This is a genomic window from Azospirillum oryzae (assembly GCF_008364795.1).
GTDB lineage: Bacteria > Pseudomonadota > Alphaproteobacteria > Azospirillales > Azospirillaceae > Azospirillum > Azospirillum oryzae.
Window position 1 is genome coordinate 158,455 of the sequence record NZ_VTTM01000001.1, and the last position, 25,796, is coordinate 184,250.

The following is a 25,796-nucleotide window of genomic DNA, read 5'->3' on the forward strand; positions in this document are numbered from 1 at the left end:
GCGGGGATCCGTCGGGGTGCGGGGGTTATTGCGCCTCCCTTTACGCTTCCAGCAGCTTGGCGCGCAACGGTTCCGGGATCGGGGTCGGGCGATGGGCCGCCTTGTCGACGATCACCGCCACCGCTTCCTGGGTGGCGATGCAGCGGTCGCCCAGGAAGATGGCGCAGCCCAGCGTGATGGAACTGGTGCCGACCCGCAGCGTCCGCGCGCCGATCCGCACGGTGTTGGGATAGAGCAGTTCCGCCTTGTATTCGATCAGGCTGCGGGCCAGCACGACCGTCCAGGGATCCTCGTCGCGGAAGCCGCCGGCGCCATGCAACAGGGCAATACGCGCCTGTTCGAAGAAGACGCCGATGGCGTTGTTGTTGACGTGTCCCACGGCGTCCAGGTCGTTGAAGCGCACGCGCTCCTCCCACCAGAAGCGGTAGAGGTCGGGGCTGGTCAGGTCGGGCGTCCTGGTCATGCTGTCTCTCTTGCCGTATAGGTCAACGCATCTCCGGACTGTGGCGTATGGTCCGGGGCGGCGCAAGCCCGGCCTCCCGTTTCGCGGCCTCTATTTGCGGCCGGGACAGCGAATTCCCGCGCCAATCGCCGATTGGGCGTGTTATTGGAGTCGGACCAACCCTCCGCAACGGACCGGACGATGAGCAAGGACACCACCAACCAGACGGCCGAGGCGCTGTTCGAAAAGGCGCTGTCGATCGCCGAAAAGCACCTGGATGAGGCGATCAAGGAAGGTGGCCCGCTCGGCCCCTACATCGCCGTCGCCATGATCGAGGCCGCGGTGAACGCCGCCGTGGATGAGACCAGCCACGAAGACGTCATCGACATGCTGCGCGACCTCGCCGCCCAGATCGAGGCCGACGCCGACGAGGCGGAAGAGGACTGACGAACAGGCGGTTGCCCCTCAAGCGACTGCGGACCCTGCCTGCCGGCGCGCCTCGCGCCGGCGCAAGGCCTCGTAGACGACGGCGCCCAGGATGGTCAGCGCGATCAGCACCAGCGACAGCGCGTTGACCGCCGGGGTCAGCCCGGTGCGCACCTTGGTCGCGATATAGACGGTCAGGGTGGTGTCCAACCCGCGCACGAACAGCGTGGTGTTGTAGTTCTCGAAGCTCTGCAGGAAGGCCAGCAGGGCTGCCGACAGGATTGCCGGCATCAGGTACGGCAGCGTGATGCGCCGGAACACCTGCCCATGGCTGGCGCCGAGGTCGAGCGCGGCCTCTTCCAGCACCGGATCGAACCGCTCCAGCCTTGCCGAGAACAGCAGCATGGCATAGGCGGCGATGAAGCTGGACTGCGCGACCACCGTCAGGAACAGCCCGCCGCTGACCCCGAACCACTCCCGCCAGAACACCAGGGTCGAGATGCCGACGATCACCCCCGGCGTCAGCAGCGGCGACACCATCAGCGCGTAGAGGAAGGTCTTGGCCCGGCTGTGCAGCCGGTCGAGCAGCAGCGCCGCCGCCAGCCCCAGCGGCACCGCCAGCGCGATCACCCCCGCCCCGACGATCAGGCTGGTGCCCAGCGCCGCCCACATGCGCTGGTCCTCCCACAATGCCTGGAACCAGCCCAGCGTGAAGCCCATCCAGGGTGTGACGGTGGGAAAGCGGCTGCTGTTGAAGGTCGCCGCCGCCATGATGCCCAGCGGCAGGAACAGATAGCAGAAGAACAGCACCAGATAGGCGCCGGTCAGCAGGCGGCGGAGTCGGGCGGCGGTCATGTCGGCCTTCTCATGAACGGCGGGCTCATTTCGCGATATCCGCCAGCCCGACACGGAACAGCCGCATCGCGCCGAGGATGAAGCCGATGCACAGCACCAGCAGGATGAAGGCGTAGGCCGCCCCCTGGTTCCAGTTCCCGCCCTCGAAGAACCAGTTGTAGATGATCTCGGTGAACCAGCGGCTGTTCGGCCCGCCCAGCAGCGCCGGCACGGCATAGCTGCCGGCGGCCAGCATGAAGGTCATGATGCAGCCGACGGCGATACCCGGCTTCGCGTGGGGCAGCACGATGCGGCGGTGGATGCGCGGCCAGCCGGCGCCCAGGTCCCGCGCCGCCTCGATCTGGTTGCGGTCCAGCGATTCGATGGCGTTGTAGAGCGGGAAGACCATGAACAGGATGTAGACGTAGACCATCCCGACGATCACCCCGCCGTCGCCGCCCAGGAAGCGCTGCGGCTCGTCGATGATGCCAAGCCCCAGCAGAATGGCGTTCAGCGGCCCATTGAACGCCAGGATGATGTACCAGGAGAAGGTACGCAGCAGCTCGTTGATCCAGAAGGGCACGACCAGCATCAGGATCAGCAGCGGCAATCGCCGCTTCGGCGCCACCTGCGCCAGATAGAAGGCGACCGGATAGCAGACCGCCAGCGTGGTCGCGGTGACCAGCGCGCTGGCCCAGATCGTCTTCAGGAAGATCGCCAGATGGATCCGGTTGGTCCACAGCGTCAGGTAATTCTTGACCGTGAACACGTCCTCCGGCCCGCCGATCTTGGACGGCGGCAGCGATGGCCGGAAGGAGAAGCCGATCATCATCAGCTGCGGCAGCACCACCAGCAGCGCCAGCCACAGCGCCACCGCCAACAGGATCATTCCGGTCAGGACCGGGCCGTACCGGCGAAGAACCTCCGTCATTCGGGCGCTGCTCCAGCCTGTGGGACCGGTTTGACGCCTAACATGAGGATTCCCGACGGCGCAAGCGCGGCTATATGACGATGACGTTCAGCCGAATGGCTGCCCGGTCAGCCCAGATTGTGCTTGGCCACCACCGCGGCGAAGTCGTCGCCGAAATGCTCGCCGACGCGGATGACGGAGACGCCGTACGGGATCTCCTTCAGCGACGGGTGGTCGAGGTTCAGCGAGGTCAGCAGCGCCATCGGCACATGCTGGGTCACGCTCATGGCGCGCAGGCCGCGGATCAGGTCCAGGCCGGACAGCCCGTCCATCACCATCGAGGCGATGACCATGTCCGGCGGCACGCGCACGGCGAGGCTGATCGATTCGATCGGGTCGGTCACCGTCATGGTGCGGAAGCCGCAGGCCGCCAGCTCCGTCCCCAGCTTCTTGGCGACGACCTTGGACGGGGTGACCAGCATGATCTCGACGTTGCGGACGTCGACGTCGGTGACCTGGAACTCATAGCGCACCGGCAGGGCGCGGATGATCCGGTTTGTCTCGGCCAGCAACGGCTGTTCGGCGCGGTCGACCAGTTCGGAGATGCGGTCGATGAAGATCTGGGCGTCGACCAGCTGCTTTTCGTCCAGCCGCTTCAGGCCGCTGAGGTAATCCTCCAGCCGGTGGGCGACGAGGCTGACGGTGGGATAGCCGAAGCTGGTGCCCATGCCCTTGAAATTATGGGCTTCCAGCCGCAGGACGCCGATGGTGTCCGTATCGCTGCGCTCGCCCTTCACGCGGTCCGTCAGCGTCGCGTTCATCAGCTCCAGCCGATCGCGCGCGTCGTCCACGAACTCCATGCGCAAGCGGTCTTCGAGGTCGTCGGTCGACAGGGACGAGGCCATGGAGAGGATTCCGGCTGAGGAAAGAGGTACCCCGAAGGTACACCAAAACCGGACGCCGAAACAGACGCGGCGCGCCCCTATTTGATGAGGACGCGCCGAGCGAAATAAAGCCTCAGGTCCCGCAGGGGATCAGGGCCGGGAAATCAGAGCCGGGAGAGCAGTTCCTGAAACCACGCCAGACGCTCTTCCGTCTGGGTGATGTCCCGGTCCAGCCAGGAGGCGAAATGGCCGTCGCTGCCGACGTCCGCCCGCTTCAGGTCGCCCAGCCGCGCCAACTCGGCCTCGCAGAGCGCAACGAGATTGTCGATCTGGTCGCGCTGCGACTCGACGTCCAGCAGATGCAGGAAGCGCAGCTTCAGCGCGATGACCAGCTTGTTCAGCCCGTCGGCCGACGGCGCGCGGACATTGGCGCGCATCAGCGTGTCGAACTCCGCCCGGCCGGTTTCGGTCGGACCGAGCAGGGCGTTGTCTTCCATGCCGCTGCCGTCCAGCGCCTCGATCAACCCCTCGTAGCGCAGCATCTCCAGCGAGGTGCCCATCAGGTCCAGCGACGGACCCATCATGCGATCGAGGAAATGACGGACGGAACCGGCCAGATCGGCGTAGCGCAATGGTCCGACCTGGATCAGCGTGCCCAGGACGACGAGGCGCACGGCCTCCTTCGGCATCAGCGAGTTGTCACGGTACATGGCGAACCCCCTGGGCGATGCCCCGGTTTACAGGATGGACGGCACGGTCACAGCCGGCCCGCAGCGAGAAAACTGCGAACCGGTCGCAACACTACCCCTCAAAGTAGGGATGTGCGTGTCATCTGTCCAGGGGGCAAAACGTCCCTACCGCCAAAGGGGTTTTCCTGAGCGCCCCGCTCAGGCGGCGAGCCGCAGGTCCAGCCGGCTCCAGACATCCAGCAGCGCATCGACCAGCATGCCCATCTGCGCGTCGGTGTGCAGCGGGGTCGGGGTGAAGCGCAGCCGCTCCGTCCCGCGCGGGACGGTGGGGTAGTTGATCGGCTGGACGTAGATGTTGTGCCGGTCCAGCAGTTCGTCGGACGCGCGCTTGCAGCGGTGGGCGTCGCCGACCATCAGCGGCACGATGTGGCTGACCGACGGCATCACCGGCAGGCCGGCGTCGGCGAACATCCGCTTCAGCGTGGCGGCGCGCTCCTGGTGCCGGGTCCGCTCGGTCTGGCTGTTCTTCAGGTGACGGATGGAGGCCAGCGCGCCCGCCGCCAGCACCGGCGACAGCGAGGTGGAGAAGATGAAGCCGGCTGCGAAGCTGCGGACGCAGTCGATCAGCGCGGTGGAGCCGGTGATGTAGCCGCCCTGGACGCCGAAGGCCTTGCCCAGCGTGCCTTCGACGATGGTCAGCCGGTCCATGGCGCCGTCGCGCTCGGCCACGCCGGCGCCGCGGGCGCCGTACATGCCGACGGCGTGCACCTCGTCCAGATAGGTCATGGCGCCATGCTTGTCGGCGACGTCGCACAGGTCATGGATCGGGGCGATGTCGCCGTCCATCGAATAGACGCTTTCGAACGCCACCACCTTGGGCCGGCCGGGGGCGATGCCGGACAGCAGCTCGTCCAGGTGCTTGGGGTCGTTGTGGCGGAAGATGTGCTTCTCGGCGCCCGAATTGCGGATGCCGGTGATCATCGAGTTGTGGTTCAGCGCGTCCGACAGGATCACGCAGTTGGGCAGGATCTTGCCCAGCGTGGTCAGCGTCGCGTCGTTCGACACATAGCCCGAGGTGAAGAGCAGCGCCGCTTCCTTGTGGTGCAGGTCGGCCAGTTCGCGTTCCAGCAGCACATGGTAGATGTTGGTGCCGGAGATGTTGCGGGTGCCGCCGGCGCCGGCACCGACCTGATCCAGCGCGTCGTGCATCGCCTTCATGACGCTGGGGTGCTGGCCCATGCCGAGATAGTCGTTGGAGCACCAGACCGTGACCGGGCGCTCGCGCCCGTTGGAATCGCGGAAGGTCGCCGTCGGGAAATTTCCCGCATGGCGTTCCAGATTGGCGAACACCCGGTAGCGGCCGTCCTGCTTCAGGGTCGCAATCTGGTTGCGGAAGAAAGTTTCGTAATCCATCGCGCGTTCCCGTTCGCGTTCGTCCACTAAGGATCGGCTGCACCGGTTGAAGGCATATGGGCTAGGCCATTCGGTCGGCGCATCGAAGAGGATGGCATGATCCTTTCCGTCACGCCACCCGGCATTGATCGAAATCAAGCCAATGTCATATGGGACCTTCGCACAAGTGGCAGGCTCCCATGTCCTGCGGATGCCGCATGTCGGCTTCCCGCCGACAGTCCGGCCGCACGGCGATGACTTGACCGAAGCGGCAATTGTATGGGCGGGAACTTTCCGCATAACCATGACTGCAGTCGGGGAATACGTGCGTATGCCTGCGCCGCCCCCCGGCGGCCGAACCCGGTTGCGGCGTACACAGCGACACGTTCTGGAGTTGCAGGCTTTTTCAACAAATCTGTTGAAGGGGAAAAACTATCGCTGCCATCATCCCCTGCGCGCATGCCAGCAGGGAGGGCAAGATGGCGAAGCGGATCGTCCTGTGTTTCGACGGCACCTGGAACACGCCGGGCAGCGGCAATCAGCCGGACAAGGACAACGAGGCGGCGACCAACGTCTGGAAATTTTACAAGTCGGTACTCGACAACGCCCCCGACGGCACGGCGCAGGTCAGTTTCTACGATTCCGGCGTCGGCACCGATGACAAGGGCGGGTTCCTCCACGACTGGTTCGACAAGGTCTTCGGCGGCGCCTTCGGCCTCGGCATCGACAAGAAGATCAAGGACGGCTACCGCTTCCTCGCCTCGCACTACAACGACGGCGACCATGTCTTCATCCTGGGCTTCTCGCGCGGTGCCTACACCGCCCGCAGCCTCGTCGGCCTGATCCGCAATGCCGGGCTGCTGCCGGCCGACAAGCTGGACCAGACCGACGCGGCCTATGCGCTCTACCGCAAGCGGGACGACGGCCCCGACGTGGGCGAGGCGAAGCAGTTCCGCGATACCCATGGGTCGGCGCTGATCCCCATCCATTTCCTCGGCGTCTGGGACACGGTGGGCGCGCTCGGCGTGCCGCTTGGCATCTGCGCGCATCTGGACGAGGAGCTTTACGGCTTTCACGATACCGAACTCAGCAGCCTTGTCCGCAACGCCTTCCAGGCGCTGGCGATCGACGAGCACCGCAAGACCTTCGCCGCCAACCTGTGGGACCCGAAGAACAAGCCGGCACAACGGATGGAACAGCGCTGGTTCGCCGGCTGCCATTCGAACGTCGGCGGCGGCTATGACGACGACAGGCTGTCGGACATCACGCTGAAATGGATGATGGAGCACGCCGAGACCTGCGGGCTGGCCATCGACCCCATCTGGGTGCCGGAGGTGACGCCCGACAACGCGCTGGGCGCCATCGTGGATTCCTACGCCCGCTTCCTGGACGGGATCGGCAAGCTGGCGGAGCCGCGCCATTACCGCCCGGTCTGCGTCTTGCCCTACAGCGAGGAGAACCTGCACGCATCGGTGCCGCAACGCGCCGCCAGCGATGCGGGTTATGCGCCGCCCAACATCGGCTACCGCAAGGCGCTGGTCCAGTTCGATGCCGCGCGGGCAGAAGAGCCGGCCACGGCCGGCTGACCGGCCGACGAAAAACGGGGCGGAGCCGTCCTCCGGCGCCCGCCCCGTTCTACGATGACCTGAACCGATCCTTACTTGGTGCCGAACATGCGGTCGCCGGCATCGCCCAGGCCGGGAACGATGTAGGCGTCCTCGTTCAGGTGGCTGTCCAGCGCCGCTGTGAAGACCTTCACGTCCGGGTGCGACTCATGGAAGCGGCGCACGCCCTCGGGCGCGGCGACCAGCGCCATGAAGCGGATGTTGTCGTCGTCGACGCCATGGCGGTTCAGCACGTCGCAGGCATGGGCGGCGGAGTTGCCGGTCGCCAGCATCGGGTCGACGACGATGAACAGCCGCCCTTCGGCCGGCGGCAGCTTCACCAGATATTCGTGCGGCTGCTTGGTGTCATGGTCGCGGTAGAGGCCGATATGTCCCTCGCGCGCCGACGGCACCAGCTCCAGCAGCCCGGCCGACATGCCGAGCCCGGCGCGCAGCACCGGCACGACCGCCAGCTTCTTGCCCAGGATCACCGGGGCGTCCATCGGCTGCAGCGGCGTCTCGATCCGCTCGGTGGTCAGCGGGATGTCGCGCGTCAGCTCATAGCCCATCAGCAGGGAGATCTCGCGCAGCAGGGTACGGAACCCGCCGGTCGACCGCTCCTTGTTCCGCATATGGGTCAGTTTGTGCTGGATCAGCGGATGGTCGAGGACGAACAGGTTGGGAAATTCGGGCAGGGTGCGCATGGAATCCGGATCACGGCTGACGGTAAGGTTATCGCGATCCTAGCGCGTCAGGGGGGCCGGGGCCAAGGGGGCTGACCTGCGGGGCGCTACTTGTCCCTACCCCCGCCCCGCCTTCGCCGCCGCCGGCTTCGGCTCCGGACGGTCGATGCCGTAGCGGATCACGCGGTTGCGGCCGGAATTCTTCGCCTGATAGAGCGCGCGGTCGGCGCAGACCACCAGATCGTCGACGGTCAGGTCGGACACCGCCTCCACCAGCCCGAAGGACGCGGTGACGGGAATCATCCGGCCGTCGGGCAGCACCACCGGCGAGCGCATCAGGTCGACGCGCAGCCGTTCGATCACTTCATAACCCTCGTCCAGCCTGGTTTCCTTCAGGCAGACCAGGAACTCCTCGCCGCCCATGCGAAAGGCCTCGTCGAAGCTGCGGACGCCGCGGCTGATGACGGCGGCGGTGGCGGCCAGCACCCGGTCGCCGATGTCGTGGCCGTAGCTGTCGTTGATGCCCTTGAACTTGTCGATGTCGCACAGCGCGACGCAGAAGGGCTGGCCGGTGCGGCGGTAGCGGTTGTGCTCGCGCTCCAGCGCCTCGCCCATGCCGCGCCGCGTGCGCAGGCCGGTCAGCGGATCCAGGCCGGACGCGGCGGCGGCGAAGGCGCGCTCCATCCGGCGCAGATGCAGCATGAACTCCTCGAACCGGCCGACCACCCCCTCGAACTCGGCTTCGGTCGGCAACTCGCCGCCGGACGACTTCAGCAGGATCAGCCGGGCCTGCCGGTGCATCTGCTCGTGCAAGGTCGCCAGCTTCTGCACCGCCGGCTGCTGCAGCAGGTCGTCGCGGCTGGCGGCCTGACACCAGGCCTGGAAGGAGGCCGGGGCCGACGACCGCTCCCCGCCGCGCCCCTCACGGTAGAAAACGGCGCGCTGCCACTGGCCGATCCAGCGCAGATGCTCGTCGAGCACGGCGCCGAGCGCCTCGGTTGTGGACGGAGTGGTCGAATCGCTCATGGGCGCATCCTACCCGACGGCGCAAGGTCCCGCCATGCGACCAAGATAAGCCGAAGCATTCGTCTAAAACAGGGCGCTTTCGCCGAAAGCCGGCTTTAAAGCGAGGCGACCGCCGACAGGAAGGCGCGGACCAGCGCCGGGTCCTTGTGGCCGGGGCGGTCCTCCACGCCGGACGACACGTCGACCTCGGCGGCGCCGGTGACCCGCACCGCCTCGGCGACATTCTCCGCCGTCAGCCCGCCCGACAGCATCCACGGGCGCGGCCAGCTGCGCCCGGCCAGGATCGTCCAGTCGAAGGCGATGCCGTTGCCGCCGGGCAGCGCCGACACCTTGGCCGGCGGCTTGGCGTCGAACAGCAGCCGGTCGGCGACCTCCGCCGCCTCCATCGCCGTGGTCAGGTCTTCCGGCCCGCCGATCTTGACCGCCTTCATCACCGGCAGGGCATAGCGCCCCTTGATTTCGACGATGCGGCGCGGCGTCTCGGCGCCATGCAGCTGGATCAGGTCGAGCGGGACCTGCCCGGTGACATGCTCCAGGAACTCGTCGTCGGGATCGACGAACAGCCCGACGGAGCGCACGCCGGTCGGCAGCAGCCGCGCCAGTTCCGCCGCCATCGGCGGGGCGATGGCGCGCGGGCTGCGCGGGTAGAAGACGAAACCGACATAGCGGGCCCCGCCGGCGACGGCGGCGCGCAGGCTTTCGGGCTCGCTCAGCCCGCAGATCTTGGCGGCGACGGTCATGCGGTCCCTCCGGAACTGGCCTCAATCTCCGCAACGATGCGGCGGGCGGCGGCGGCCGGGTCGGCATCGGCGGTGATCGGCCGGCCGATGACCAGATGGTCGGCGCCGGCGGCCAGCGCCTCCGCCGGGGTCATGAAGCGCTTCTGGTCGTTGGTGGCGGCCCAGGCCGGGCGGATGCCGGGCACCATCAGGATGAAGTCGGGACCGCAGGCCGCGCGCACCAGCGCCACCTCGGCCGGCGAGCAGACGACGCCGTCCACCCCCGACGCCTTGGCGAGCTTGGCCAGCCGCACCACCTGCTCGGCCACCGGCACCGACTGGCCGACCGCGTCCAGATCGCCTTCGTCCAGGCTGGTCAGCACGGTGACGGCCAGGATCTTCGGCCGGTCGGCCCCGGCCGTTGCCGCCGTCTCCGCCGCCGCCCGCATCATCGCCGGCCCGCCGGCGCTGTGGATGGTCATGAAGGCCGGCTTCAGCGGCAGCGCCGCGCGCACGCCACCCGCCACCGTGTTGGGAATGTCGTGCAGCTTCAGGTCGAGGAACAGCGGCGGCCCGTCCTCGCCCACCACGGCGCGGACGCCGGCCGGCCCCTGGGCGATGAAGAACTCCAGCCCCAGCTTGATGCCGCCGACGGCCCCCGCCACCTGCCCGGCGATGCGGCGGGCGGACTCGATCTCGGTGGTGTCGACGGAGCAATAGATGCGCGAGGCTGGCGCGGTCATGGGAAGGCGGTCTCCAGAACCTGAATGCGAATGGTCCGGCACCCTAGCAAGGGATGGGGCCGCGCGCCAGTTTCAACCCCTCTGCTCCCCCATCCACCGTTCTACTGCCGTCCATCCCTCCAGCGCCGCGAACAGCGCGGCGGCGGTGGCGCAGGCGGTGGCGAGCGCGGCCGGATCGGCAAGCTCCTCCTCCAGCCGGACCATCAGCGCCTTCCAGGCCCCGGCCATGTCCAGCCCGTCCGACGCCAGGAAGCGGGCGCCACGCCGGGCATCGAATCCCAGCGCGCGGGTGATCCCCGGCAGCATCGCCCGCCCGCCATGGGCGGAGCCGTCCAGCACATAGCGCGCCGCCAGCCGGGCCGGCGCGCTGTCCAGCGGCGGCAGGTCCGTCATCTCCGGCAGCCTGTCCGGATCGGTGCCGAGAACCCGCAGATCCTCGCGCAGCAGCGCCAGCCGCGCGGCCCCCTCGCCCAGCGCCCGTTCCACCGGCGCATGGAAGCCGTAGAGCACGGCCAGCGCGCGGGCATACTGGTCGGCGGTGATGTCCGGCCGGACCAGCGGCTGCAGCACCGCGGCCTTGTCCAGCCGGTCGTGGCTCTCCCGCGTCGCGGCGCGCAGCGCCTGCCTTGCCGGTCCCATCAAGCGTGCTCCGCGTATCCGCTCAGGTCGAGGCCAGCACGCCGGACAACGGCGCAGGCCCACCAGTGGCCGCTTGGCTGGCTTCCTGCTGCCGCGTCCACAAGGCGGCATAGGCGCCGCGGGCGGCCAGCAGGTCGGCATGGTGGCCGCGCTCGATCACCCGGCCGGCCTCCAGCACCAGGATCTCGTCGGCGTCGATGACGGTGGACAGCCGGTGGGCGATCACCAGCGTGGTGCGGCCGCGGCTGACCTCGCGCAGGTTGGCCTGGATTTCCCGCTCGGTGTGGGTGTCCAGCGCGCTGGTCGCCTCGTCGAACAGCAGGATCGCCGGATCCTTCAGGATGGTGCGGGCGATGGCGACGCGCTGCTTCTCGCCGCCGGACAGCTTCAGCCCGCGCTCGCCCACCGTCGTCTGGTAGCCGTCGGGCAGCGCCATGATGAAATCGTGGATGTGGGCCAGCCGCGCCGCCCGCTCCACCTCCGCCGGGCTGGCGCCGGGGCGGCCATAGGCGATGTTGTAGAAGACGGTGTCGTTGAACAGCACGGTGTCCTGCGGGACGATGCCGATGGACGCCCGCAGCGAGGACTGGGTGACGTCGCGGATGTCCTGCCCGTCGATCATCACCCGGCCGCCATTGACGTCGTAGAAGCGGAACAGCAGCCGGCTGATGGTGGACTTGCCGGCGCCCGACGGGCCGACGATGGCGACCGTCTTGCCGGCCGGCACGGTGAAGCTGACATCCTTCAGGATCGGCCGGCGCGGGTCGTAGCCGAACTCCACCCCCTCGAAGCGCAGCTCCGCCCCATCGACCGCCAGCGGCTTCGCATCGGGGCCGTCGGCCACCTCGCGATCGACCGCCAGCAGGGTGACCATCGATTCGATGTCGATCAGCGACTGCTTGATCTCGCGATAGACGACGCCGAAGAAGTTCAGCGGCTGGTAGAGCTGCAGCAGATAGGTGTTCACCAGAACGAAGTCGCCCAGCGACATGCTGCCGTTGACGATGCCGTTGGCGGCCATTCCCATCACCACCGCCAGCCCCAGCGAGATGATCGCCGACTGCCCGACATTCAGCAGCGACAGGCTCTGCTGGCTGCGCACCGCCGCCTTCTCGTAGCTCTGCAAGGCGCCGTCATAGCGGCGGGCCTCATGCTCCTCGTTGCCGAAATACTTGACCGTCTCGTAGTTCAGCAGGCTGTCGATCGCCTTGGTGTTGGCCTTGCTGTCGGTGTCGTTCATCAGGCGGCGGAACTTGATGCGCCATTCCGACACGAAGAAGGTGTAGAGGATGTAGCCCATCACCGTGACGAAGGTTGCCAGCGCGAACCAGACGCTGAACAGCTTCCACAGGATGGCGCAGACCAGCGCGATCTCCACCAGCGTCGGCACGATGGAGAACAGGGTGTAGCGCAGCAGCGACTCGATGGCGCGGGTGCCGCGCTCCAGCGATCGGGTCAGGCCGCCGGTCTGGCGTTCCAGATGGAAGCGCAGGGACAGCGCGTGCAGGTGCCGGAACACCGACAGCGCCACCCGGCGGATGGTCCGCTGCGCCACGGTGGCGAAGACGGCGTCGCGCAGCTCGGCGAAGATCAGCGAGGTCACGCGGGCAAGGCCGTATGCGACGATCAGTCCCAGGGGGATGGCGATCACCGCGCCCGGCCCGGCGGTCCCGCCGGCGGAAGCCGGAGTCAGCGCGTCCACCGCATGCTTGTAGAAGATCGGCACATAGACGTTGGCGACCTTGGCGCCGATCAGCAGCAGCATCGCCGCCACCACCCGGATCCGCGTTTCCAGGGAATCGCTGGGCCAGATATAGGGCGCCAGCGAGCGCATCGCGGAGCGCAGGTCGCCGGACGGCCGGGTGAAGGCGCTGGCGTCGGAGGTGGGCGGAAGGCTGCGGCGCATCGGAGTCTTCAGTGGCCTTTACGGGATTTCTGCGGATCCGGGGGAAACCAGCCGACAAGGCCCGTTCCCCGAAAAGCTGTTCAGGCGACCTAACCTAGGGACCGCTGCGGCATCGTCAAAGCCCCGCATCACGGCTTTGACACGATTTTGGCGCGGCCCAGGGACGCTTTCCCTGCATTTCCTTGCGCCATGGCAACGGACTGGAAACCATCTTCCTCTACCCTGCCGGGCGTATCGCGTTCGATCCGCACCGCAGACCAAGGCATTTGACCATGCAGAACGCCAGCTTCGCCGGCCGATTCAAGGTGGGCACCCGCATCCAGGTGGGATTCCTTCTGATCCTGGCCCTCCTCGCCCTGGTGGCAGCACTCGGTGTGCGGTCGCTGTCGACGGCGGAGGACGGATTCACCCGCTACGCGACGATCTCCGACAATTCGCTGCGGATCTCGGACGTGGACGGCTCGGTCTCCGACATGCGCCGAAACGTGGTCAACTACTCCTTCTCCGGCAGCAACGCTCTGATCGCGCCGATCCAGGCTCAGCAGAAGAAGCTGGGCGAGATGCTGCGTGCCATCCGTGAGGCGACGCAGGATCCCCGCCGCCGCGCTAACCTCGACCGCATGATCCAGCAGTTCGACGGCTACACCGCCAACTTCGGCAAGCTGGTCAAGGCGCGCGAACAGCGCGACCGGCTGGTGTCCGAGGAGCTGGTGCCGCTGGGGATCAAGGCGCGCGAAGGGCTGAGCCAAGTGTTGGCCGGCGGGATCGCCTCCGGTGATTTCGAACCCGCCGCCCATGCCGGACAGGCTCAGGAGTCGCTGATCCTCGCCCGGCTCAGCGCTCAGCGTTTCCTGACGGATCCTTCGGCGAAGTCGTCGGACGAGGTGCGCACCCGAATGGAAGGCTTCATCAAGTCCGCCACCGCGCTTGCCGCCCGCCTGACCGACCCGGCGCAGAAGCGCGCGGCGGAGGAGGCGGCGCAGATCGCCGGACGCTATCTGGAAAGCTTCAACCGTGTCGTCACCGCCGTGAACGACGCCCAGACCCTGGCCTTCGACACCATGGCCAAGGAGGCGGAGGAGTTCGCCGATCTGGTCAACAAGACCATCGCCTCCCAGGCGGAGACGCGCGACACGGTGCTGACCGGCGCGCGGACCGACATGGAGAACACCACCAAGCTGCTGATCGGCATGGCGGTGGGCGCCTTCGCTCTCGGCATCCTGATCGCCCTGGTCACCGCGCGCTCCATCGTCCGCCCGGTGGTGCAGATGACCGGCACGATGACGGAACTGGCCGCCGGCAATCTCACCGTCGATGTCCCGGCGCTGGAGAACCGCGACGAGATCGGCCGCATGGCCAAGGCGGTGCTGGTGTTCAAGGACAACGCCATCGAAAAGAAGCGGATGGACGAGGCGGAGCGCGAGCGGCTGGAGGCCGAACGCCGCGCCGCCGAGGCCCAGCGCGCCCGCGAACAGGCCATCGGCGAGGAGATCGCCGGGCTGATCGATGCCGTGTCGAAGGGCGACCTGGAACGGCGCATCGATCTGGCCGGCAAGGACGGCTTCTACAAGACCATGTCGGCGGGCATCAACCGCCTGACCGACACGGTGGAGGCGGTCATCGCCGACCTGGGCGAGGTGCTGAGCGCGCTGGCCCAGGGCGACCTGAACCGCCGCGTCACCCGCGACTACCAGGGCGCCTTCGAGCGGGTGAAGACCGACGTCAACGCCACCTCCACCCGGCTGGCCGAGATCGTCGGCCAGATCACCCAGGCGGCCGAGACCATCGCCGCCGCCGCCGCCGAGGTGTCGCTGGGATCCTCCGACCTCGCCGACCGCACCGAGCAGCAGGCGTCCTCGCTGGAGGAGACCGCGGCCAGCATGGAGGAGCTGGGGGCGACCGTGCGCTCCAACGCCGAGAACGCCCAGCGCGCCAACGTGATGGCGGCCCAGGCCCGCAGCTCCGCCGAATCCGGCGGCGGCGTCGCCGGCTCCGCCATCGAGGCGATGCGCCGGATCGAGGAATCGAGCCGCAAGATCACCGACATCATCGGCGTGATCGACGAGATCGCCTTCCAGACCAACCTCTTGGCGCTGAACGCGGCGGTGGAGGCGGCGCGGGCCGGCGACGCCGGGCGCGGCTTCGCCGTGGTGGCGCAGGAGGTGCGGCAACTCGCCCAGCGCTCCGCCCAGGCTTCGAAGGAAATCAAGGGCCTGATCCTGGACAGCGACGCCCAGGTGAAGGACGGCGTCGATCTGGTCAGCAAGGCCGGCGACGCGCTGCAGGGCATCGTGTCCGGCGTGCAGCAGGTGGCGACCCTGATCGCCGAGATGGCGTCGGCCTCGGCCGAACAGGCGACGGCGCTGGACGAGATCAACTCGACCGTCGCCAACATGGACGAGATGACCCAGAAGAACGCCGCCCTGGTGGAGGAGACCACCGCCGCCGCCCAGGCGATGAGCGGTCAGGCCGGCGACCTGAAGTCGCTGGTCGGCTTCTTCAAGTTCGAACAGGCGGCCGGCTTCGGTTATGCCGCGGCTCCGCGCGCGCCGGTTGCCGTCCACGCCGTCACCCACAACGCCCAAGCGGTCGCCACCACCCGCCGCGCCACGGCGGCCCCCACCCGCGCCTCCGCCGCCAAGCCCACGGCGAAGCCCGCCGCCCGCGGCAACGGCACGGGCCATGCCGTGACGACCGCAAAGCCGGCTGCCCGCACCGACTCCCCGGCGCGCGGCGGCGCCACCGCGGTTCCGGTCCTGAAGCACAGCAGCGGCGACGACGACGACTGGAAGGAGTTCTGAGCGGACGCCGCAGGCGCCGGTTGAACGAACGCGACGGAAAAGGCGTCGGGCCATCGGCCCGGCGCCTTTTTCATTCCGGCGGCGTTCCGCCTATTGCATGAACCAGCCATGGCTGACGACCAGGGACTGGCCGGTCAGCGCGTTGGACTGGAAGGACGCGAAGAACAGGGCGGCCTGGGCGACGTCCTCGACCGTGGTGAACTCGCCGTCGACGGTCTCCTTCAGCATCACCGTCTTCACCACCGCCTCTTCGGAGATGCCGAGTTCCTTGGCCTGCTCGGGGATCTGCTTTTCGACCAGGGGGGTGCGGACGAAGCCGGGGCAGATCACGTTGGCGCGCACACCATGTGCCGCCCCTTCCTTGGCGACCACCTTGGCGAGGCCGATCAGCCCGTGCTTGGCGGTGACGTAGGGCGCCTTCAGCGGCGACGCCTCCTTGGAGTGGACCGACCCCATATAGATGATGCTGCCGCTTCCCTGCTTGTACATCGTCCGCAGGGCGGCGCGGGTGGTCAGGAAGGCGCCGTCCAGATGGATGGACAGAAGCTGCTTCCACTTCGCGAACTCGAACGACTCGATCGGCGCCACGGTCTGGATGCCGGCGTTGCTGACCAGGATGTCGATGCGGCCGAAGGCGGCGGCGGCGCGGGCCATGCCGGCATCGACCTGGGCCTCGTCGGTCACGTCCATGGCGACGCCCAGCGCCCGCTTGCCGGTGGGATCGAGGCTGGCCGCCGCCGCGTCGGCGCCGGCCTGGTTGAGGTCGGCGATGACGACCAGCGCGCCTTCGCGTGCGAAGGTCCGGGCGATTTCCAGCCCGATTCCGCTCGCCGCCCCGGTGATGACGGCGACTTTGTCCTGCAAACGCATGGGTCCGCTCCTTAAACGGTGAGAGGGTCGGTTACGGTTCGGCGCGCTCGCGCCGCACATCGTGCGTGACGGGACCGTCCAGCCGCGACGGCATCGCCAGCCATTCCGGGTGGGCGAGCGTGGCGAGCGTGTCGGCAAGGCCGCTCTCCCAATGCTCGCGCATGCCGGCGTTGGAGAACTCGTAGTCCTTGCTGTCGCGCTCGTAGCTTTTGCGGCGGTAGATCAGGTGGATGATATTGATCGCCGCCCCGCAGGCGGCTCGCCGCAGCGCCCTGGCCTCCGGCGTGTCGCGAAGATCGTCGGGCAGCCGGTCGAGCAGCGTGACCAGCTGGTTGCGCAGGGTCTGCTCGTAGGTGACCTTGTCGGTGTTGAAGCGGGTGCGGCTGGAATAGGTGATGTCCTTCTGCCGCTCCAGCACCTCCGACATGCCGCGCGGCACCTGACCGCTGGCGCTCCACAGGTCGACCTGGAAGACCAGTGTGTCGCGGCGCGGCTGGTCCTCCAGCACATGATCCAGTGGCGTGTTGGAGACCAGCCCGCCGTCCCAATAGAACTCGCCGTCGATCTCCACGGGTGCGAAGCCGGGCGGCAGGGCGCCGCTGGCCATCACATGCTCCGGGCCGATCCGGTGGGTTTCGGTGTCGAAATAGATGGAGTTGCCGGTGCGCACATTGACCGCGCCGAGCGACAGCCGAATGTCGCCCCGGTTGATCTGGTCGAAGTCGATCAGGTCTTCCAGCGTGCTTTTCAGCGGCGCGGTGTCGTAGACGCTGGTCGGTCCGGCGAAGGGGCCGGCCGCCGCCCATTCCACCGCCGGCCGCGGCCGGAAGAAGCCGGGCTGTCCGGACAACGCCGTCCGCCACGCGCTCCATTGGTTGAGGATGGAAATCGACGGGCCGTCGGGATCCAGCCGCCGCCACAGGGCCTCCGCATGCTCCCAGGGCGAGGGCGGGGCGACGCGGGCCCAGAACTCCGCCAGCGCGGCACAGCGCCGCTCCGGCGGATTGCCGGCGATCAGCGCCGCGTTGACCGCGCCAATCGACACGCCGGCCACCCAGGTCGGATGAATATCGTGCTTGAACAGCCCCTCGACGACGCCCGCCTGATAGGCCCCCAGCGCTCCGCCGCCTTGCAGGACGAGAGCCACCCGGTCGTAGGGGGCGGTGAGATCGGCAAAGGATCCGTCGCGCATCGGTGTCTTTCCCTACCAGTCAGTCGCTTGCCGACGTCATTCTTCGGTCGGCAGGCCTGATATGGGACCAAAAATGAATGCGGCCATACGGAAACATTCTCCAGAAACAGAGGAATATTCATGGCAGCCATGCCGATTTCTTTTACTCCACCCCAATCCTCGCGAAAACCTACATCAAGGTATTACGCCACTATTAATTACTTGTAATATTCAGCGCCGACGAAGGGCTCTTCGCAGGACGGCGGATTTCAAGGCTGTTGTGCCAAATGCCCGAATTAACCTTTCGGTGGGAATTGCGTGCTGCAATCGCCATCGGTTTCGTTTCAGCCTGTGGTTTTCTGGAGGACGCCATGTCCCGCCGCCCCGCTTCCCGCCGCCTTCTCCCGCTCGCCGCCCTGTTGCTGCTGGGCGCTTCGCTGAGCGGCTGCGGTGCCGTCACCGGCGTGGCCAGCGGTGCGGCCAGCATCGCCGGCACCGCCGTGGATGTCGTCGGCACCGTGGCGGAAACCTCCGTCGACGTGGTGACGGCGCCGCTGCGGTAAGCGGTTCCTACCCCACCACCATCGCCGCCAGCGTCTCCAGCCGGTCGGCCTCAGGCGCCGGCTTGTCCCAGCGGATGCGGTGGATGCGGGGGAAGCGCATGGCCAGCCCGCTCTTGTGCCGGGTCGATGGGTGCACGCTGTCGAAGGCGACTTCCAGCACCAGCCCGGCTTCCACCTCGCGCACCGGGCCATAGCGGCGGGTGGTGTGGTTGCGCACCCAGCGGTCCAGCTCGATCAGCTCGGCATCGGTGAAACCGGAATAGGCCTTGCCGACCGGCACCAGCTCCTCGCCGCGCCAGACGCCGAAGGTGTAGTCGGAATAATAGCTCGACCGCTTCCCGTGGCCGCGCTGGGCGTACATCATCACGGTGTCGAGCGTCAGCGCCCCGCGCTTCCACTTGAACCACGGCCCCTTGGGCCGCCCGGCCAGATAGGCGCTGTCACGCCGTTTCAGCATCAGCCCCTCGATGCCGTTCTCCCGCGCGCCTTCCCGCAACGCCACCAGCTCGTCCCAGGCCGTGAAGGGCACCATCGGCGACAAATCCATCCGCCGTGGCTGCACCGCCTCGAACCAGCGTTCCAGCCGGGCGCGCCGCTCGACGAAGGACAGGCCGCGCAGATCCTCCTCGCCGTCGAACAGGATGTCGTAGAGCCGCACCCAGGCCGGCCCGTCGCGCAGCATCTGCGCGGTCACCGTCTTGCGGTTCAGCCGCTGCTGCAGGTCGTTGAACGGCGCCACCACGCCGTCGCGCGCCACCAGCAGTTCGCCGTCCAGCACGGCGTCGAAGCTCATGTGATCGACGATGTCCGGAAAGGCGCCCGACACGTCGTCGCCGGTGCGGCTGTAGAGCCGCCGCTCCCCGCCGCGCGCCACCATCTGCACGCGGATGCCGTCCCATTTCCACTCGGCGGCATAGGCGGCGGGGTCGAGCACGGCGCGGTCCTCCTCCTCCAGCGGGTGGGACAGCATCATCGGGCGGAACCCGGCGCCGGAGCCGGTGGCCGGCTGCTCCGCCCGCCCCTCCAGCCAGGCGAACAGCTCACGATAGGGGGCGGTCAGCCCATGCCAGACCTCCTCCACGTCATCGACGCTGACCTCCGGCCGGGCCGCCCTGCCCCACTCCGCCAGCGCCGTCTTGGCGAGCCGGGCCGAGACGCCGATGCGCAGCGCCCCGGTGATGAGCTTCAGCAGGGCGAACCGCCCCGACGAGTCGAGCGTGTCGAGCCAGCCCTCCACCAGCCCGATCACCTGCCCGCGCCTGGCGGCCCGCAGCCCCTCCACCACCTCGTCCAGGCTGGGCGGCAAGCTGTTCGCTCTTTCGGGCCGCTCCGGCCAGATCAGCGCCACCGTCTCCGCCAGATCGCCGACATAGTCGTAGGACAGCGCCAGCAATTGTGGATCGACCCTGGTCGCCGCCAGTTCGCGGATCGCCGCCGGCTTGGCCTCGCGGAAGCTCAGGGCCCCGGTCAGCGCAGCCAGCGCCCAGCCGCGCTCGGGGTCCGGCGCGGTGGCGAAATGCTCGACCAGCAGGCGGATCTTGCCGTTGCGCGACGGCATGAAGACCAGCGCGTCGATCAGCGCGGCAAAGCGGTTCACGACGCCTCCCCTTCCCCGGCCTTCTCCGGAATCCCTTCCGAATCCTCGTCCTCGAAGCCGATCAGCGCCAGCGCGCGGGCGCGGATGCCGCGGCTGGTGGCGTAATGGACCAGCGCCTCTTCCCGCCCATGGGTCACCCAGACCTCCGGCGCACCGACATCCTCCAACGTCTGGCACAGCTCGTCCCAGTCGGCATGGTCGGAGATGACCAGCGGCAGTTCCACCCCGCGCTGGCGTGCGCGCTGACGCACCCGCATCCATCCCGACGCCACCGCCACCACCGGATCGGCCAGCCGCCGCGCCCAGCGGTCGGCCACCGCCGCCGGCGGGGCCAGCACCAGCGCCCCCTTCAAATCCTCCTTCGCCGCCACCGTCGCCGGCCGCAGCTCGCCCAACTCCACCCCCAGACTGCTGTAGAGCCGGCACAGCGGCTCCAGCGCGCCGTGCAGCCAGATCGGCCGGTCGTACCCCGCCGCCCGCAGCAAGGTGATCAGCCGCTGGCATTTGCCCAGCGCATAGACGCCGACCGCATGGCTGCGCTCCGGGAACAGCGCCATCGAATGCAGCAGCTTTCCCACCTCCCCCAGGTCGGGCGGATGGCGGAACACCGGCAGGCCGAAGGTCGCCTCGGTGACGAAGACGTCGCAGGGCACCGGTTCGAACGGCGTACAGGTGCGGTCGAGGCGGCGCTTGTAGTCGCCCGACACCACGACACGCGACCCGGCATGCTCCAGCACCACCTGAGCGCTGCCCAGCACATGGCCGGCCGGCACCAGCCGCACCGCAACGTCGCCGATGCGCAAACTCTCGCCATACTCCAGCGCTTGCAGGCTTCCGCCCACCCCCTCGCCCATCCGCTGGCGCATGACGGCGAGCGTGCCGGGCGTCGCCAGCACATGGCGGTTGCCCGGCCTTGCGTGGTCGGAATGGCCGTGGGTGACGACCGCGCGCTCCACCGGGCGCACCGGGTCGATGTAGAAGCCTCCCGGCTCGACATACAGGCCCTCGGGCAGGACCTTGATCCATTTGTCGGGGTGCGGGCGGTCGGGATTGGACCCACCCTGATTGGATTGGTGTGCAGCGGACATGCGTCCTAATATAGGGCGTCCAACAGCGGAGACCCAGCGCATGCACCCGATCCTGCTGCCGACCCCCGAGATTGCCGACGCGCTTGCCGCGAGCCGCCCGGTGGTGGCGCTGGAATCGACGGTGATCTCCCACGGCATGCCCTACCCGCAAAATCTGGAGACCGCCCGCGCGCTGGAGGCGGAGGTGCGGGCCGCCGGCGCCATTCCCGCCACAATCGCAGTGATGGACGGGCGCATCCGCGTCGGGCTGGACGACATGGCGCTGGAACGGCTGGCCACCGCCGGCCACAAGGCGCGCAAGCTGAGCCGCCGCGACCTGCCCATCGCCATCGCCACCGGCGGCATCGGCGCCACCACGGTGGCGGCGACGATGATCGGGGCGCGGCTGGCCGGGATATCGGTCTTCGCCACCGGCGGCATCGGCGGCGTCCATCGCGGGGCGGAGACCAGCTTCGACATCTCCGCCGACCTCGACGAGCTGGCCCGCACGTCGGTTTGCGTGGTCTGCGCCGGCGCCAAGTCGATTCTCGACCTGCCCAAGACGCTGGAGGTGCTGGAAACCCGCGGCGTCCCGGTCCTGGGCTTCGGCACGGAGGAATTTCCCGCCTTCTACAGCCGCCGCAGCGGCTTGCCCGTCGATCATCGCTGTGACAACGCAATCGAGGTGGCAGACATCCTGCGGGCGAAATGGCAGCTTGGCCTGGAAGGCGGCGTGCTGCTCGCCAACCCGATCCCGCCCGCCGACGAGCTTGACGCCGACGCGATGGAAGCCGCGGTCACCCAGGCGCTGGCCGACGCGGAAGCCAATGGAATCAAGGGGAAGGACATCACCCCCCATCTGCTGGCGGCGCTGGAGCGCATCACCGGCGGGCGCAGCCTGACCGCCAACATCGCGCTGATCCGCAACAACGCGCGGGTCGCGGCAGGAGTCGCCGCCGCCCTTGCCGCCGCCTAAAACCGAACGGATAGGACTACTTCCGGGGTGGTAAGGCTTTAGCCCCGGTACCGGCTTAAGACCCCGTTAACCGCCTGCGCGCAAATCTGTCGTCATCGAACGAGCGGAGGCTTCAATGCGCGCACCCAGCAGCACCTCGACCCTGGTTTCCCGGATGATCGCGATGGCCGGCCAAGGCGACGAGGCATCGGGCGTTGCGGAGATGAAGGAGCCGGCCCACGTCAAGCGCATCGTCTGGGCCTCCCAGGCGGCCAAGCTGCGCGTGTCGCTGTCGGCCCGCAGCATCCACGAGATCGAAGCCGCCGTCACCGCCGACCTGGACAGCATGGAACTGCCGGAAGTGTTCTTCACCTCCGTCGAGGTGGGCGGCCATGTGGTGACCTGCGACCTCGACGCCTCCGGCACCGCCTCCATCTTCGGGCTGATCGAAGCCCACGAATATGACGACCTGGTGGAAGAGGCCGGCGACGACGCCCTGTTCGGTGTCGATTGGGACGGCGTCTACATCACCCCGGCCCGCACGCGGCACTGAACGCGACTCCTCCGGTCCCGTCAGTCCAGCCTCCGAAAACGCCCCGCAGCCCATTTGCGGGGCGTTTTGCGTCGGCGCCCTTTCCCCAGGTTATGAAACCGGAGACGGCGGCCGGGTCGCCGCGGCGGAGGGTATGCCGACCACCACATCGTCGCGGGCGACCGGCAGTCTGGCCCGCCGTTCCTCCCAGGCCGCCAGGAAGGCGTCGATGCGGTCGGCGGGCAGCGGCCGGCTGACGAAATAGCCCTGGATCAGGTCGCAGCCCATCAGCGACAACGCCTCCCACTGGGCAAGCTCCTCCACCCCTTCGGCCACCACGCTGCGGCTCAGGTCGTGGGCGATGCGCGAGATGGACAACACCATGCTGCGCGCGTCGGGGCGGCGGTGGACGTCGTTGATGAAGGCCTTGTCCAGCTTCAGCGTGTTGATCGGCAGCGTGCGCAGATAGGTCAGCGACGAATAGCCGGTGCCGAAATCGTCCAGCGCGATGTGGACGCCGGCCTGCCGCAGCGCGTTCAGCTTGCCGATGGCGGCGTCGAGCGAGCCGATCATCTGCGACTCGGTGATCTCCAGCTCCAGCCGGTGCGGCGGCAATCCCGTGCGGGCCAGGATCTCCAGCACCCGCGGCACGAAATCATGCTGGGCCAGTTGGACCGCCGACATGTTGACGCTCATCGTCACGTCGCCGGCCCCGCGGCAGCCCAGCCCCACCGCCTCGATGCAGGCGGTCTCCAGCACCCACAGCCCGAGCGGGACGATCAGGCCCGAATCCTCGCACACCGGAATGAAGCGGTCCGGCGATACCGGCCCCAGTTCCGAGTCGGTCCAGCGGACGAGCGCCTCGAAGCCGCGGACCCGGCCGTCGGCCGTCGCGACCTGGGGCTGGTAATGCAGGGTGAAGGACTGGCGGTCGAAGGCCTGCCGGGCGCGGCTGAGCAGCTGCATGCGCTCCACCACGTTCAGGTTCATGTCGGCGGTGAAGGTGCAGACGCTTCCGCGCCCATTGTCCTTGGCCCGGTACATGGCGGTGTCGGCATTCTGCAGCAGATCGTCGAAACAGCGGCCGTCCCAGGGATAGCGGGCGATGCCGATGCTGCAGGAAACGTAGAAATTCTGCCCTTCGACCAGGAAGGGCGCGGCCAGCGCCTGCTCCATCCGCCGCGCCACCTCCACCGGAGCGCAGGCATCGCCGCCCTGGACGACCACCACGAACTCGTCGCCGCCCAGCCGCGCGATGAACAGCCCCTCGCCGGCTCCCTTGCCGATGCGCTGGCCCATCATCGCCAGCAGCTCGTCGCCCGCCTTGTGGCCGAACCCGTCATTGATGAACTTGAAATTGTCCATGTCGAGGAACAGCAGCGCCAGCGACCCGGCCTGGCCGCAAGCCCTGTTGTCGGCGATCAGCCGGTCGACATGCCGTTCCAGCAGCAGCCGGTTGGGCAGGCCGGTCAGCGAATCATAATGGGCCAGATGGTCCAGCCGCGCCTGTTGCTGCTTCTGGGCGGTGATGTCGGTGTAGGAGCCGCCCATCATCGTCGGATGCCCCTGCTCGTCGAACAGGGCCTTGCCGGTGGCGTACAGCCACAGGTAACGGCCGTCGCGGTGGCGGACGCGGTATTCCACCCGGTATTCCGGCAGCTCGCCGGACAGGTGGCGGCACAGTTCCTCCTCCGCATGCGCACGGTCGTCGGGGTGGACGCGGTCGAACCAGGCCGCCAGCGAATTGATGCTGAGGGAATCCACGCCCAGCAGTTCCTCGACCCGGCCGGACAGGACCCGGCGGTCCTTGACGATGTCCCATGTCCAGATGATGTCGCGCGACGCCTCGGCCACCAGCCGCATCCACCGCTCGCGCTCGCGCAGCGCCTCCTTGCTGGCGATCAGCTCCTCCACCTTGGCCTGCAGCTGCCGGCGCGAGTCGCTGAGCGCATCGTTGCTCACCCGCAGCGCCGCCTCGGCCATCCAGCGTTCGCGCAACGCGAAGGACAGCACCAGCACCATGCCGAACAGCAGCATCACCACGCCGCCGACCGTCACCACCAGCCAGCGGTAGGTCTCCATGAAGGAGAAGGGCTTGTTGATCAGCCGGTCGAGCGGCCCGAACCGCGTGACGTCGATGCCGTACCGCTCCGCCTGCCGGTAATCCACCGCACGGACGACCGAGCGGCGCCTCTCGACCGGCAGCTCGGCCACCGGCATGCCGTTGAGGAGCTTCGCCGTCAGCGCGCCCACCGCACGGGCATGCTCATAGGCGCTCTTCAGGCTGCCGCCCACGATCCCATGGCCAAGCAGATAGTCCTCCAGCCCATAGATCGGGGCGCTGCTCGCCTTGCTCATCAGCGCCAGATACTGCTGCGGCGCCAGGACGGCCCCTTTGGCGTCGGTGGCGTAATTGCCCAGCAGAACGGCGCTGTCCGGCGGCAGCGACGACAGCTTCTCCTGCAGCCGGGCGAAGGGCATGTTTTCCAGGATCTGCATATCCCGCACGGCCGGAAGAAGACCGGCCGCCATGGCCTCCCGGATTTCGTCGTCCAGCACGGTGCCCGACTCGGTGCCGTCGCGCACGACGAACAGATGCCGCAGGGCCGGATTGGCCGCCAGCGCCATGTCGATGGTGCCGGCCACGTCCCTGGACTCCACCACGCCGGTGACCGCCGGATCTCCCGCCGTCATCGCACGCGCCACGTCCACCTGCACCCCGTCATAAACCAGCGGAATCGGGCCGTAGACCTCCTGGCGCAGCTTGAGGCCGAGCTGCAGGGCGGCATCGTCGGTGGTGACGATGACATCGATCTGTCCACGGGGATGGCGAAGGGCGATCAGCGCCTGCAGCAGATCCACCCCGGCCCGGTCAGGAAAGCGCTTCCAGTCCAGATAGTAGCTGATCGCCACGGCATCGGGCGCCGAAGCGGCCAGCACCTCGGCTATGCCTGCGGCCTGCCGATCGGTCCACTCGTAGCCTTGGTGGTTGGAATGCAGGATCAGCACCGTCCGGTTCGGCGCCGTCGCCCGCCCGTCGGCGGACGGTGCCAGCGCCGCCAGCAGAAGCCCCAGCAGCAGGACACAGCCGTGCATCCACCTGATGGGACCTGTCGCAGGCCAACTGGTCATGGAGCACCCTTCGGTCGCCGATCCGGCCGGACTCTTCGAACTCCGCAAGGTGATCGAAGGGTTCCGACCCTCTCGCTTTGAAGGATAAGCAGGCAAGGCACCCCAGCGCCACAGACTTCTTATAAGGGATCCTCCAATCTTTTTGGTTAATTTCCATAGAAGATTGGAATTTTCCCAAGATACACCCGCATGGGTCGTGCTTGTTTATTTG

23 protein-coding genes are annotated in these 25,796 nt (G+C 68.0%); 6 read left to right on the forward strand and 17 right to left on the reverse strand.

The window, feature by feature from the left end; all coding sequences use genetic code 11:
- Positions 1 to 40: 40 nt before the first annotated feature.
- Positions 41 to 463 carry an acyl-CoA thioesterase gene (locus FZ938_RS00780; RefSeq protein ID WP_149196819.1) on the reverse strand — a complete coding sequence of 141 codons (423 nt, stop codon included), beginning with the start codon at positions 461 to 463 and terminating at the stop codon, positions 41 to 43.
- Between the two features lie 180 nt (positions 464 to 643).
- On the opposite strand from FZ938_RS00780, the gene FZ938_RS00785 reads away from it, so the two are divergent.
- Positions 644 to 889, forward strand: a complete 246-nt coding sequence (locus FZ938_RS00785) for a hypothetical protein (protein ID WP_014248877.1) — start codon at positions 644 to 646, stop codon at positions 887 to 889.
- A gap of 18 nt (positions 890 to 907) precedes the next feature.
- On the opposite strand, the gene FZ938_RS00790 is transcribed toward FZ938_RS00785, so the two are convergent.
- The 5 genes from FZ938_RS00790 to hemA all read right to left on the reverse strand — a co-directional run bounded on the left by FZ938_RS00790 (position 908) and on the right by hemA (position 5,598).
- Positions 908 to 1,723 carry an ABC transporter permease gene (locus FZ938_RS00790; protein WP_149196820.1) on the reverse strand — a complete coding sequence of 272 codons (816 nt, stop codon included), beginning with the start codon at positions 1,721 to 1,723 and terminating at the stop codon, positions 908 to 910.
- 25 nt (positions 1,724 to 1,748) lie between these two features.
- Entirely contained in the window at positions 1,749 to 2,633 is an 885-nt protein-coding gene (locus FZ938_RS00795) for an ABC transporter permease (RefSeq protein ID WP_149196821.1), read from the reverse strand.
- A 107-nt stretch (positions 2,634 to 2,740) separates the two neighbouring features.
- On the reverse strand, positions 2,741 to 3,517 hold the full coding sequence (locus FZ938_RS00800; RefSeq protein WP_149196822.1) for an Hpt domain-containing protein: 777 nt from the start codon (positions 3,515 to 3,517) through the stop codon (positions 2,741 to 2,743).
- Between the two features lie 143 nt (positions 3,518 to 3,660).
- Positions 3,661 to 4,206 carry a hypothetical protein gene (locus tag FZ938_RS00805; protein ID WP_149196823.1) on the reverse strand — a complete coding sequence of 182 codons (546 nt, stop codon included), beginning with the start codon at positions 4,204 to 4,206 and terminating at the stop codon, positions 3,661 to 3,663.
- A gap of 177 nt (positions 4,207 to 4,383) precedes the next feature.
- Positions 4,384 to 5,598 (reverse strand): 5-aminolevulinate synthase, encoded by a 1,215-nt coding sequence (gene hemA, locus FZ938_RS00810; protein WP_149196824.1) that lies wholly within the window; start codon positions 5,596 to 5,598, stop codon positions 4,384 to 4,386.
- Between the two features lie 458 nt (positions 5,599 to 6,056).
- On the opposite strand from hemA, the gene FZ938_RS00815 reads away from it, so the two are divergent.
- Positions 6,057 to 7,163 carry a DUF2235 domain-containing protein gene (locus FZ938_RS00815; RefSeq protein WP_149196825.1) on the forward strand — a complete coding sequence of 369 codons (1,107 nt, stop codon included), beginning with the start codon at positions 6,057 to 6,059 and terminating at the stop codon, positions 7,161 to 7,163.
- A gap of 71 nt (positions 7,164 to 7,234) precedes the next feature.
- Here the strand turns inward: FZ938_RS00815 and upp are convergent, their stop codons facing one another.
- From upp to FZ938_RS00845, 6 genes are all read right to left on the reverse strand, one after another.
- The gene (gene upp, locus FZ938_RS00820) at positions 7,235 to 7,885 is read right to left on the reverse strand and encodes a uracil phosphoribosyltransferase (RefSeq protein ID WP_085087593.1); all 651 of its coding nucleotides are present in this window, start codon (positions 7,883 to 7,885) and stop codon (positions 7,235 to 7,237) included.
- Positions 7,886 to 7,981: 96 nt separating this feature from the next.
- The gene (locus tag FZ938_RS00825; RefSeq protein ID WP_149196826.1) at positions 7,982 to 8,890 is read right to left on the reverse strand and encodes a diguanylate cyclase; all 909 of its coding nucleotides are present in this window, start codon (positions 8,888 to 8,890) and stop codon (positions 7,982 to 7,984) included.
- A gap of 95 nt (positions 8,891 to 8,985) precedes the next feature.
- Positions 8,986 to 9,630 (reverse strand): phosphoribosylanthranilate isomerase, encoded by a 645-nt coding sequence (locus FZ938_RS00830; RefSeq protein WP_149196827.1) that lies wholly within the window; start codon positions 9,628 to 9,630, stop codon positions 8,986 to 8,988.
- Positions 9,627 to 10,352 carry an orotidine-5'-phosphate decarboxylase gene (gene pyrF, locus FZ938_RS00835; protein WP_149196828.1) on the reverse strand — a complete coding sequence of 242 codons (726 nt, stop codon included), beginning with the start codon at positions 10,350 to 10,352 and terminating at the stop codon, positions 9,627 to 9,629. Before pyrF ends, FZ938_RS00830 begins: the two co-directional genes overlap by 4 nt.
- 72 nt (positions 10,353 to 10,424) lie before the next feature.
- Positions 10,425 to 10,991, reverse strand: coding sequence for a biliverdin-producing heme oxygenase (locus FZ938_RS00840; RefSeq protein ID WP_149196829.1), 567 nt, complete (start codon positions 10,989 to 10,991; stop codon positions 10,425 to 10,427).
- Between the two features lie 22 nt (positions 10,992 to 11,013).
- Positions 11,014 to 12,897 carry an ABCB family ABC transporter ATP-binding protein/permease gene (locus FZ938_RS00845; RefSeq protein ID WP_149196830.1) on the reverse strand — a complete coding sequence of 628 codons (1,884 nt, stop codon included), beginning with the start codon at positions 12,895 to 12,897 and terminating at the stop codon, positions 11,014 to 11,016.
- Between the two features lie 272 nt (positions 12,898 to 13,169).
- On the opposite strand from FZ938_RS00845, the gene FZ938_RS00850 reads away from it, so the two are divergent.
- Positions 13,170 to 15,698 (forward strand): methyl-accepting chemotaxis protein, encoded by a 2,529-nt coding sequence (locus FZ938_RS00850; RefSeq protein ID WP_149196831.1) that lies wholly within the window; start codon positions 13,170 to 13,172, stop codon positions 15,696 to 15,698.
- 90 nt (positions 15,699 to 15,788) lie between these two features.
- Here the strand turns inward: FZ938_RS00850 and FZ938_RS00855 are convergent, their stop codons facing one another.
- Both FZ938_RS00855 and FZ938_RS00860 read right to left on the reverse strand, forming a co-directional pair.
- Positions 15,789 to 16,568, reverse strand: coding sequence for a 3-hydroxybutyrate dehydrogenase (locus FZ938_RS00855; protein WP_149196832.1), 780 nt, complete (start codon positions 16,566 to 16,568; stop codon positions 15,789 to 15,791).
- Between the two features lie 31 nt (positions 16,569 to 16,599).
- Positions 16,600 to 17,760: a DUF3734 domain-containing protein gene (locus FZ938_RS00860; protein WP_149196833.1), complete on the reverse strand. Its 1,161-nt coding sequence runs from the start codon at positions 17,758 to 17,760 to the stop codon at positions 16,600 to 16,602.
- Positions 17,761 to 18,110: 350 nt separating this feature from the next.
- On the opposite strand from FZ938_RS00860, the gene FZ938_RS00865 reads away from it, so the two are divergent.
- Positions 18,111 to 18,302, forward strand: a complete 192-nt coding sequence (locus FZ938_RS00865) for a hypothetical protein (RefSeq protein ID WP_149196834.1) — start codon at positions 18,111 to 18,113, stop codon at positions 18,300 to 18,302.
- Positions 18,303 to 18,309: 7 nt separating this feature from the next.
- Here FZ938_RS00865 and FZ938_RS00870 read toward each other — a convergent pair whose 3' ends face one another.
- Together FZ938_RS00870 and FZ938_RS00875 are read right to left on the reverse strand one after the other, a co-directional pair.
- Positions 18,310 to 19,899 (reverse strand): cisplatin damage response ATP-dependent DNA ligase, encoded by a 1,590-nt coding sequence (locus FZ938_RS00870; protein ID WP_149196835.1) that lies wholly within the window; start codon positions 19,897 to 19,899, stop codon positions 18,310 to 18,312.
- Positions 19,896 to 20,987, reverse strand: coding sequence for a ligase-associated DNA damage response exonuclease (locus tag FZ938_RS00875; protein WP_149196836.1), 1,092 nt, complete (start codon positions 20,985 to 20,987; stop codon positions 19,896 to 19,898). The genes FZ938_RS00870 and FZ938_RS00875 overlap by 4 nt, the downstream gene beginning before the upstream one ends.
- 40 nt (positions 20,988 to 21,027) lie before the next feature.
- Here FZ938_RS00875 and FZ938_RS00880 point away from each other — a divergent pair, with 40 nt between their 5' ends.
- Together FZ938_RS00880 and FZ938_RS00885 are read left to right on the forward strand one after the other, a co-directional pair.
- Positions 21,028 to 21,942 carry a pseudouridine-5'-phosphate glycosidase gene (locus FZ938_RS00880; protein WP_149196837.1) on the forward strand — a complete coding sequence of 305 codons (915 nt, stop codon included), beginning with the start codon at positions 21,028 to 21,030 and terminating at the stop codon, positions 21,940 to 21,942.
- A 115-nt stretch (positions 21,943 to 22,057) separates the two neighbouring features.
- Positions 22,058 to 22,474, forward strand: coding sequence for a hypothetical protein (locus FZ938_RS00885; protein ID WP_149196838.1), 417 nt, complete (start codon positions 22,058 to 22,060; stop codon positions 22,472 to 22,474).
- A gap of 90 nt (positions 22,475 to 22,564) precedes the next feature.
- On the opposite strand, the gene FZ938_RS00890 is transcribed toward FZ938_RS00885, so the two are convergent.
- Entirely contained in the window at positions 22,565 to 25,549 is a 2,985-nt protein-coding gene (locus FZ938_RS00890; RefSeq protein ID WP_246457573.1) for an EAL domain-containing protein, read from the reverse strand.
- Between the last annotated feature and the right edge of the window lie 247 nt (positions 25,550 to 25,796).

Excerpts from the sequence above, each read along its gene's own strand:
- FZ938_RS00780 (WP_149196819.1), bottom strand. The coding sequence starts at position 463 with ATGACCAGGACGCCCGACCTGACCAGCCCCGACCTCTACCGCTTCTGG.
- FZ938_RS00785 (WP_014248877.1), top strand. The coding sequence starts at position 644 with ATGAGCAAGGACACCACCAACCAGACGGCCGAGGCGCTGTTCGAAAAG.
- FZ938_RS00790 (WP_149196820.1), bottom strand. The coding sequence starts at position 1,723 with ATGACCGCCGCCCGACTCCGCCGCCTGCTGACCGGCGCCTATCTGGTG.
- FZ938_RS00795 (WP_149196821.1), bottom strand. The coding sequence starts at position 2,633 with ATGACGGAGGTTCTTCGCCGGTACGGCCCGGTCCTGACCGGAATGATC.
- FZ938_RS00800 (WP_149196822.1), bottom strand. The coding sequence starts at position 3,517 with ATGGCCTCGTCCCTGTCGACCGACGACCTCGAAGACCGCTTGCGCATG.
- FZ938_RS00805 (WP_149196823.1), bottom strand. The coding sequence starts at position 4,206 with ATGTACCGTGACAACTCGCTGATGCCGAAGGAGGCCGTGCGCCTCGTC.
- hemA (WP_149196824.1), bottom strand. The coding sequence starts at position 5,598 with ATGGATTACGAAACTTTCTTCCGCAACCAGATTGCGACCCTGAAGCAG.
- FZ938_RS00815 (WP_149196825.1), top strand. The coding sequence starts at position 6,057 with ATGGCGAAGCGGATCGTCCTGTGTTTCGACGGCACCTGGAACACGCCG.
- upp (WP_085087593.1), bottom strand. The coding sequence starts at position 7,885 with ATGCGCACCCTGCCCGAATTTCCCAACCTGTTCGTCCTCGACCATCCG.
- FZ938_RS00825 (WP_149196826.1), bottom strand. The coding sequence starts at position 8,890 with ATGAGCGATTCGACCACTCCGTCCACAACCGAGGCGCTCGGCGCCGTG.
- FZ938_RS00830 (WP_149196827.1), bottom strand. The coding sequence starts at position 9,630 with ATGACCGTCGCCGCCAAGATCTGCGGGCTGAGCGAGCCCGAAAGCCTG.
- pyrF (WP_149196828.1), bottom strand. The coding sequence starts at position 10,352 with ATGACCGCGCCAGCCTCGCGCATCTATTGCTCCGTCGACACCACCGAG.
- FZ938_RS00840 (WP_149196829.1), bottom strand. The coding sequence starts at position 10,991 with ATGGGACCGGCAAGGCAGGCGCTGCGCGCCGCGACGCGGGAGAGCCAC.
- FZ938_RS00845 (WP_149196830.1), bottom strand. The coding sequence starts at position 12,897 with ATGCGCCGCAGCCTTCCGCCCACCTCCGACGCCAGCGCCTTCACCCGG.
- FZ938_RS00850 (WP_149196831.1), top strand. The coding sequence starts at position 13,170 with ATGCAGAACGCCAGCTTCGCCGGCCGATTCAAGGTGGGCACCCGCATC.
- FZ938_RS00855 (WP_149196832.1), bottom strand. The coding sequence starts at position 16,568 with ATGCGTTTGCAGGACAAAGTCGCCGTCATCACCGGGGCGGCGAGCGGA.
- FZ938_RS00860 (WP_149196833.1), bottom strand. The coding sequence starts at position 17,760 with ATGCGCGACGGATCCTTTGCCGATCTCACCGCCCCCTACGACCGGGTG.
- FZ938_RS00865 (WP_149196834.1), top strand. The coding sequence starts at position 18,111 with ATGTCCCGCCGCCCCGCTTCCCGCCGCCTTCTCCCGCTCGCCGCCCTG.
- FZ938_RS00875 (WP_149196836.1), bottom strand. The coding sequence starts at position 20,987 with ATGTCCGCTGCACACCAATCCAATCAGGGTGGGTCCAATCCCGACCGC.
- FZ938_RS00880 (WP_149196837.1), top strand. The coding sequence starts at position 21,028 with ATGCACCCGATCCTGCTGCCGACCCCCGAGATTGCCGACGCGCTTGCC.
- FZ938_RS00885 (WP_149196838.1), top strand. The coding sequence starts at position 22,058 with ATGCGCGCACCCAGCAGCACCTCGACCCTGGTTTCCCGGATGATCGCG.
- FZ938_RS00890 (WP_246457573.1), bottom strand. The coding sequence starts at position 25,549 with ATGCACGGCTGTGTCCTGCTGCTGGGGCTTCTGCTGGCGGCGCTGGCA.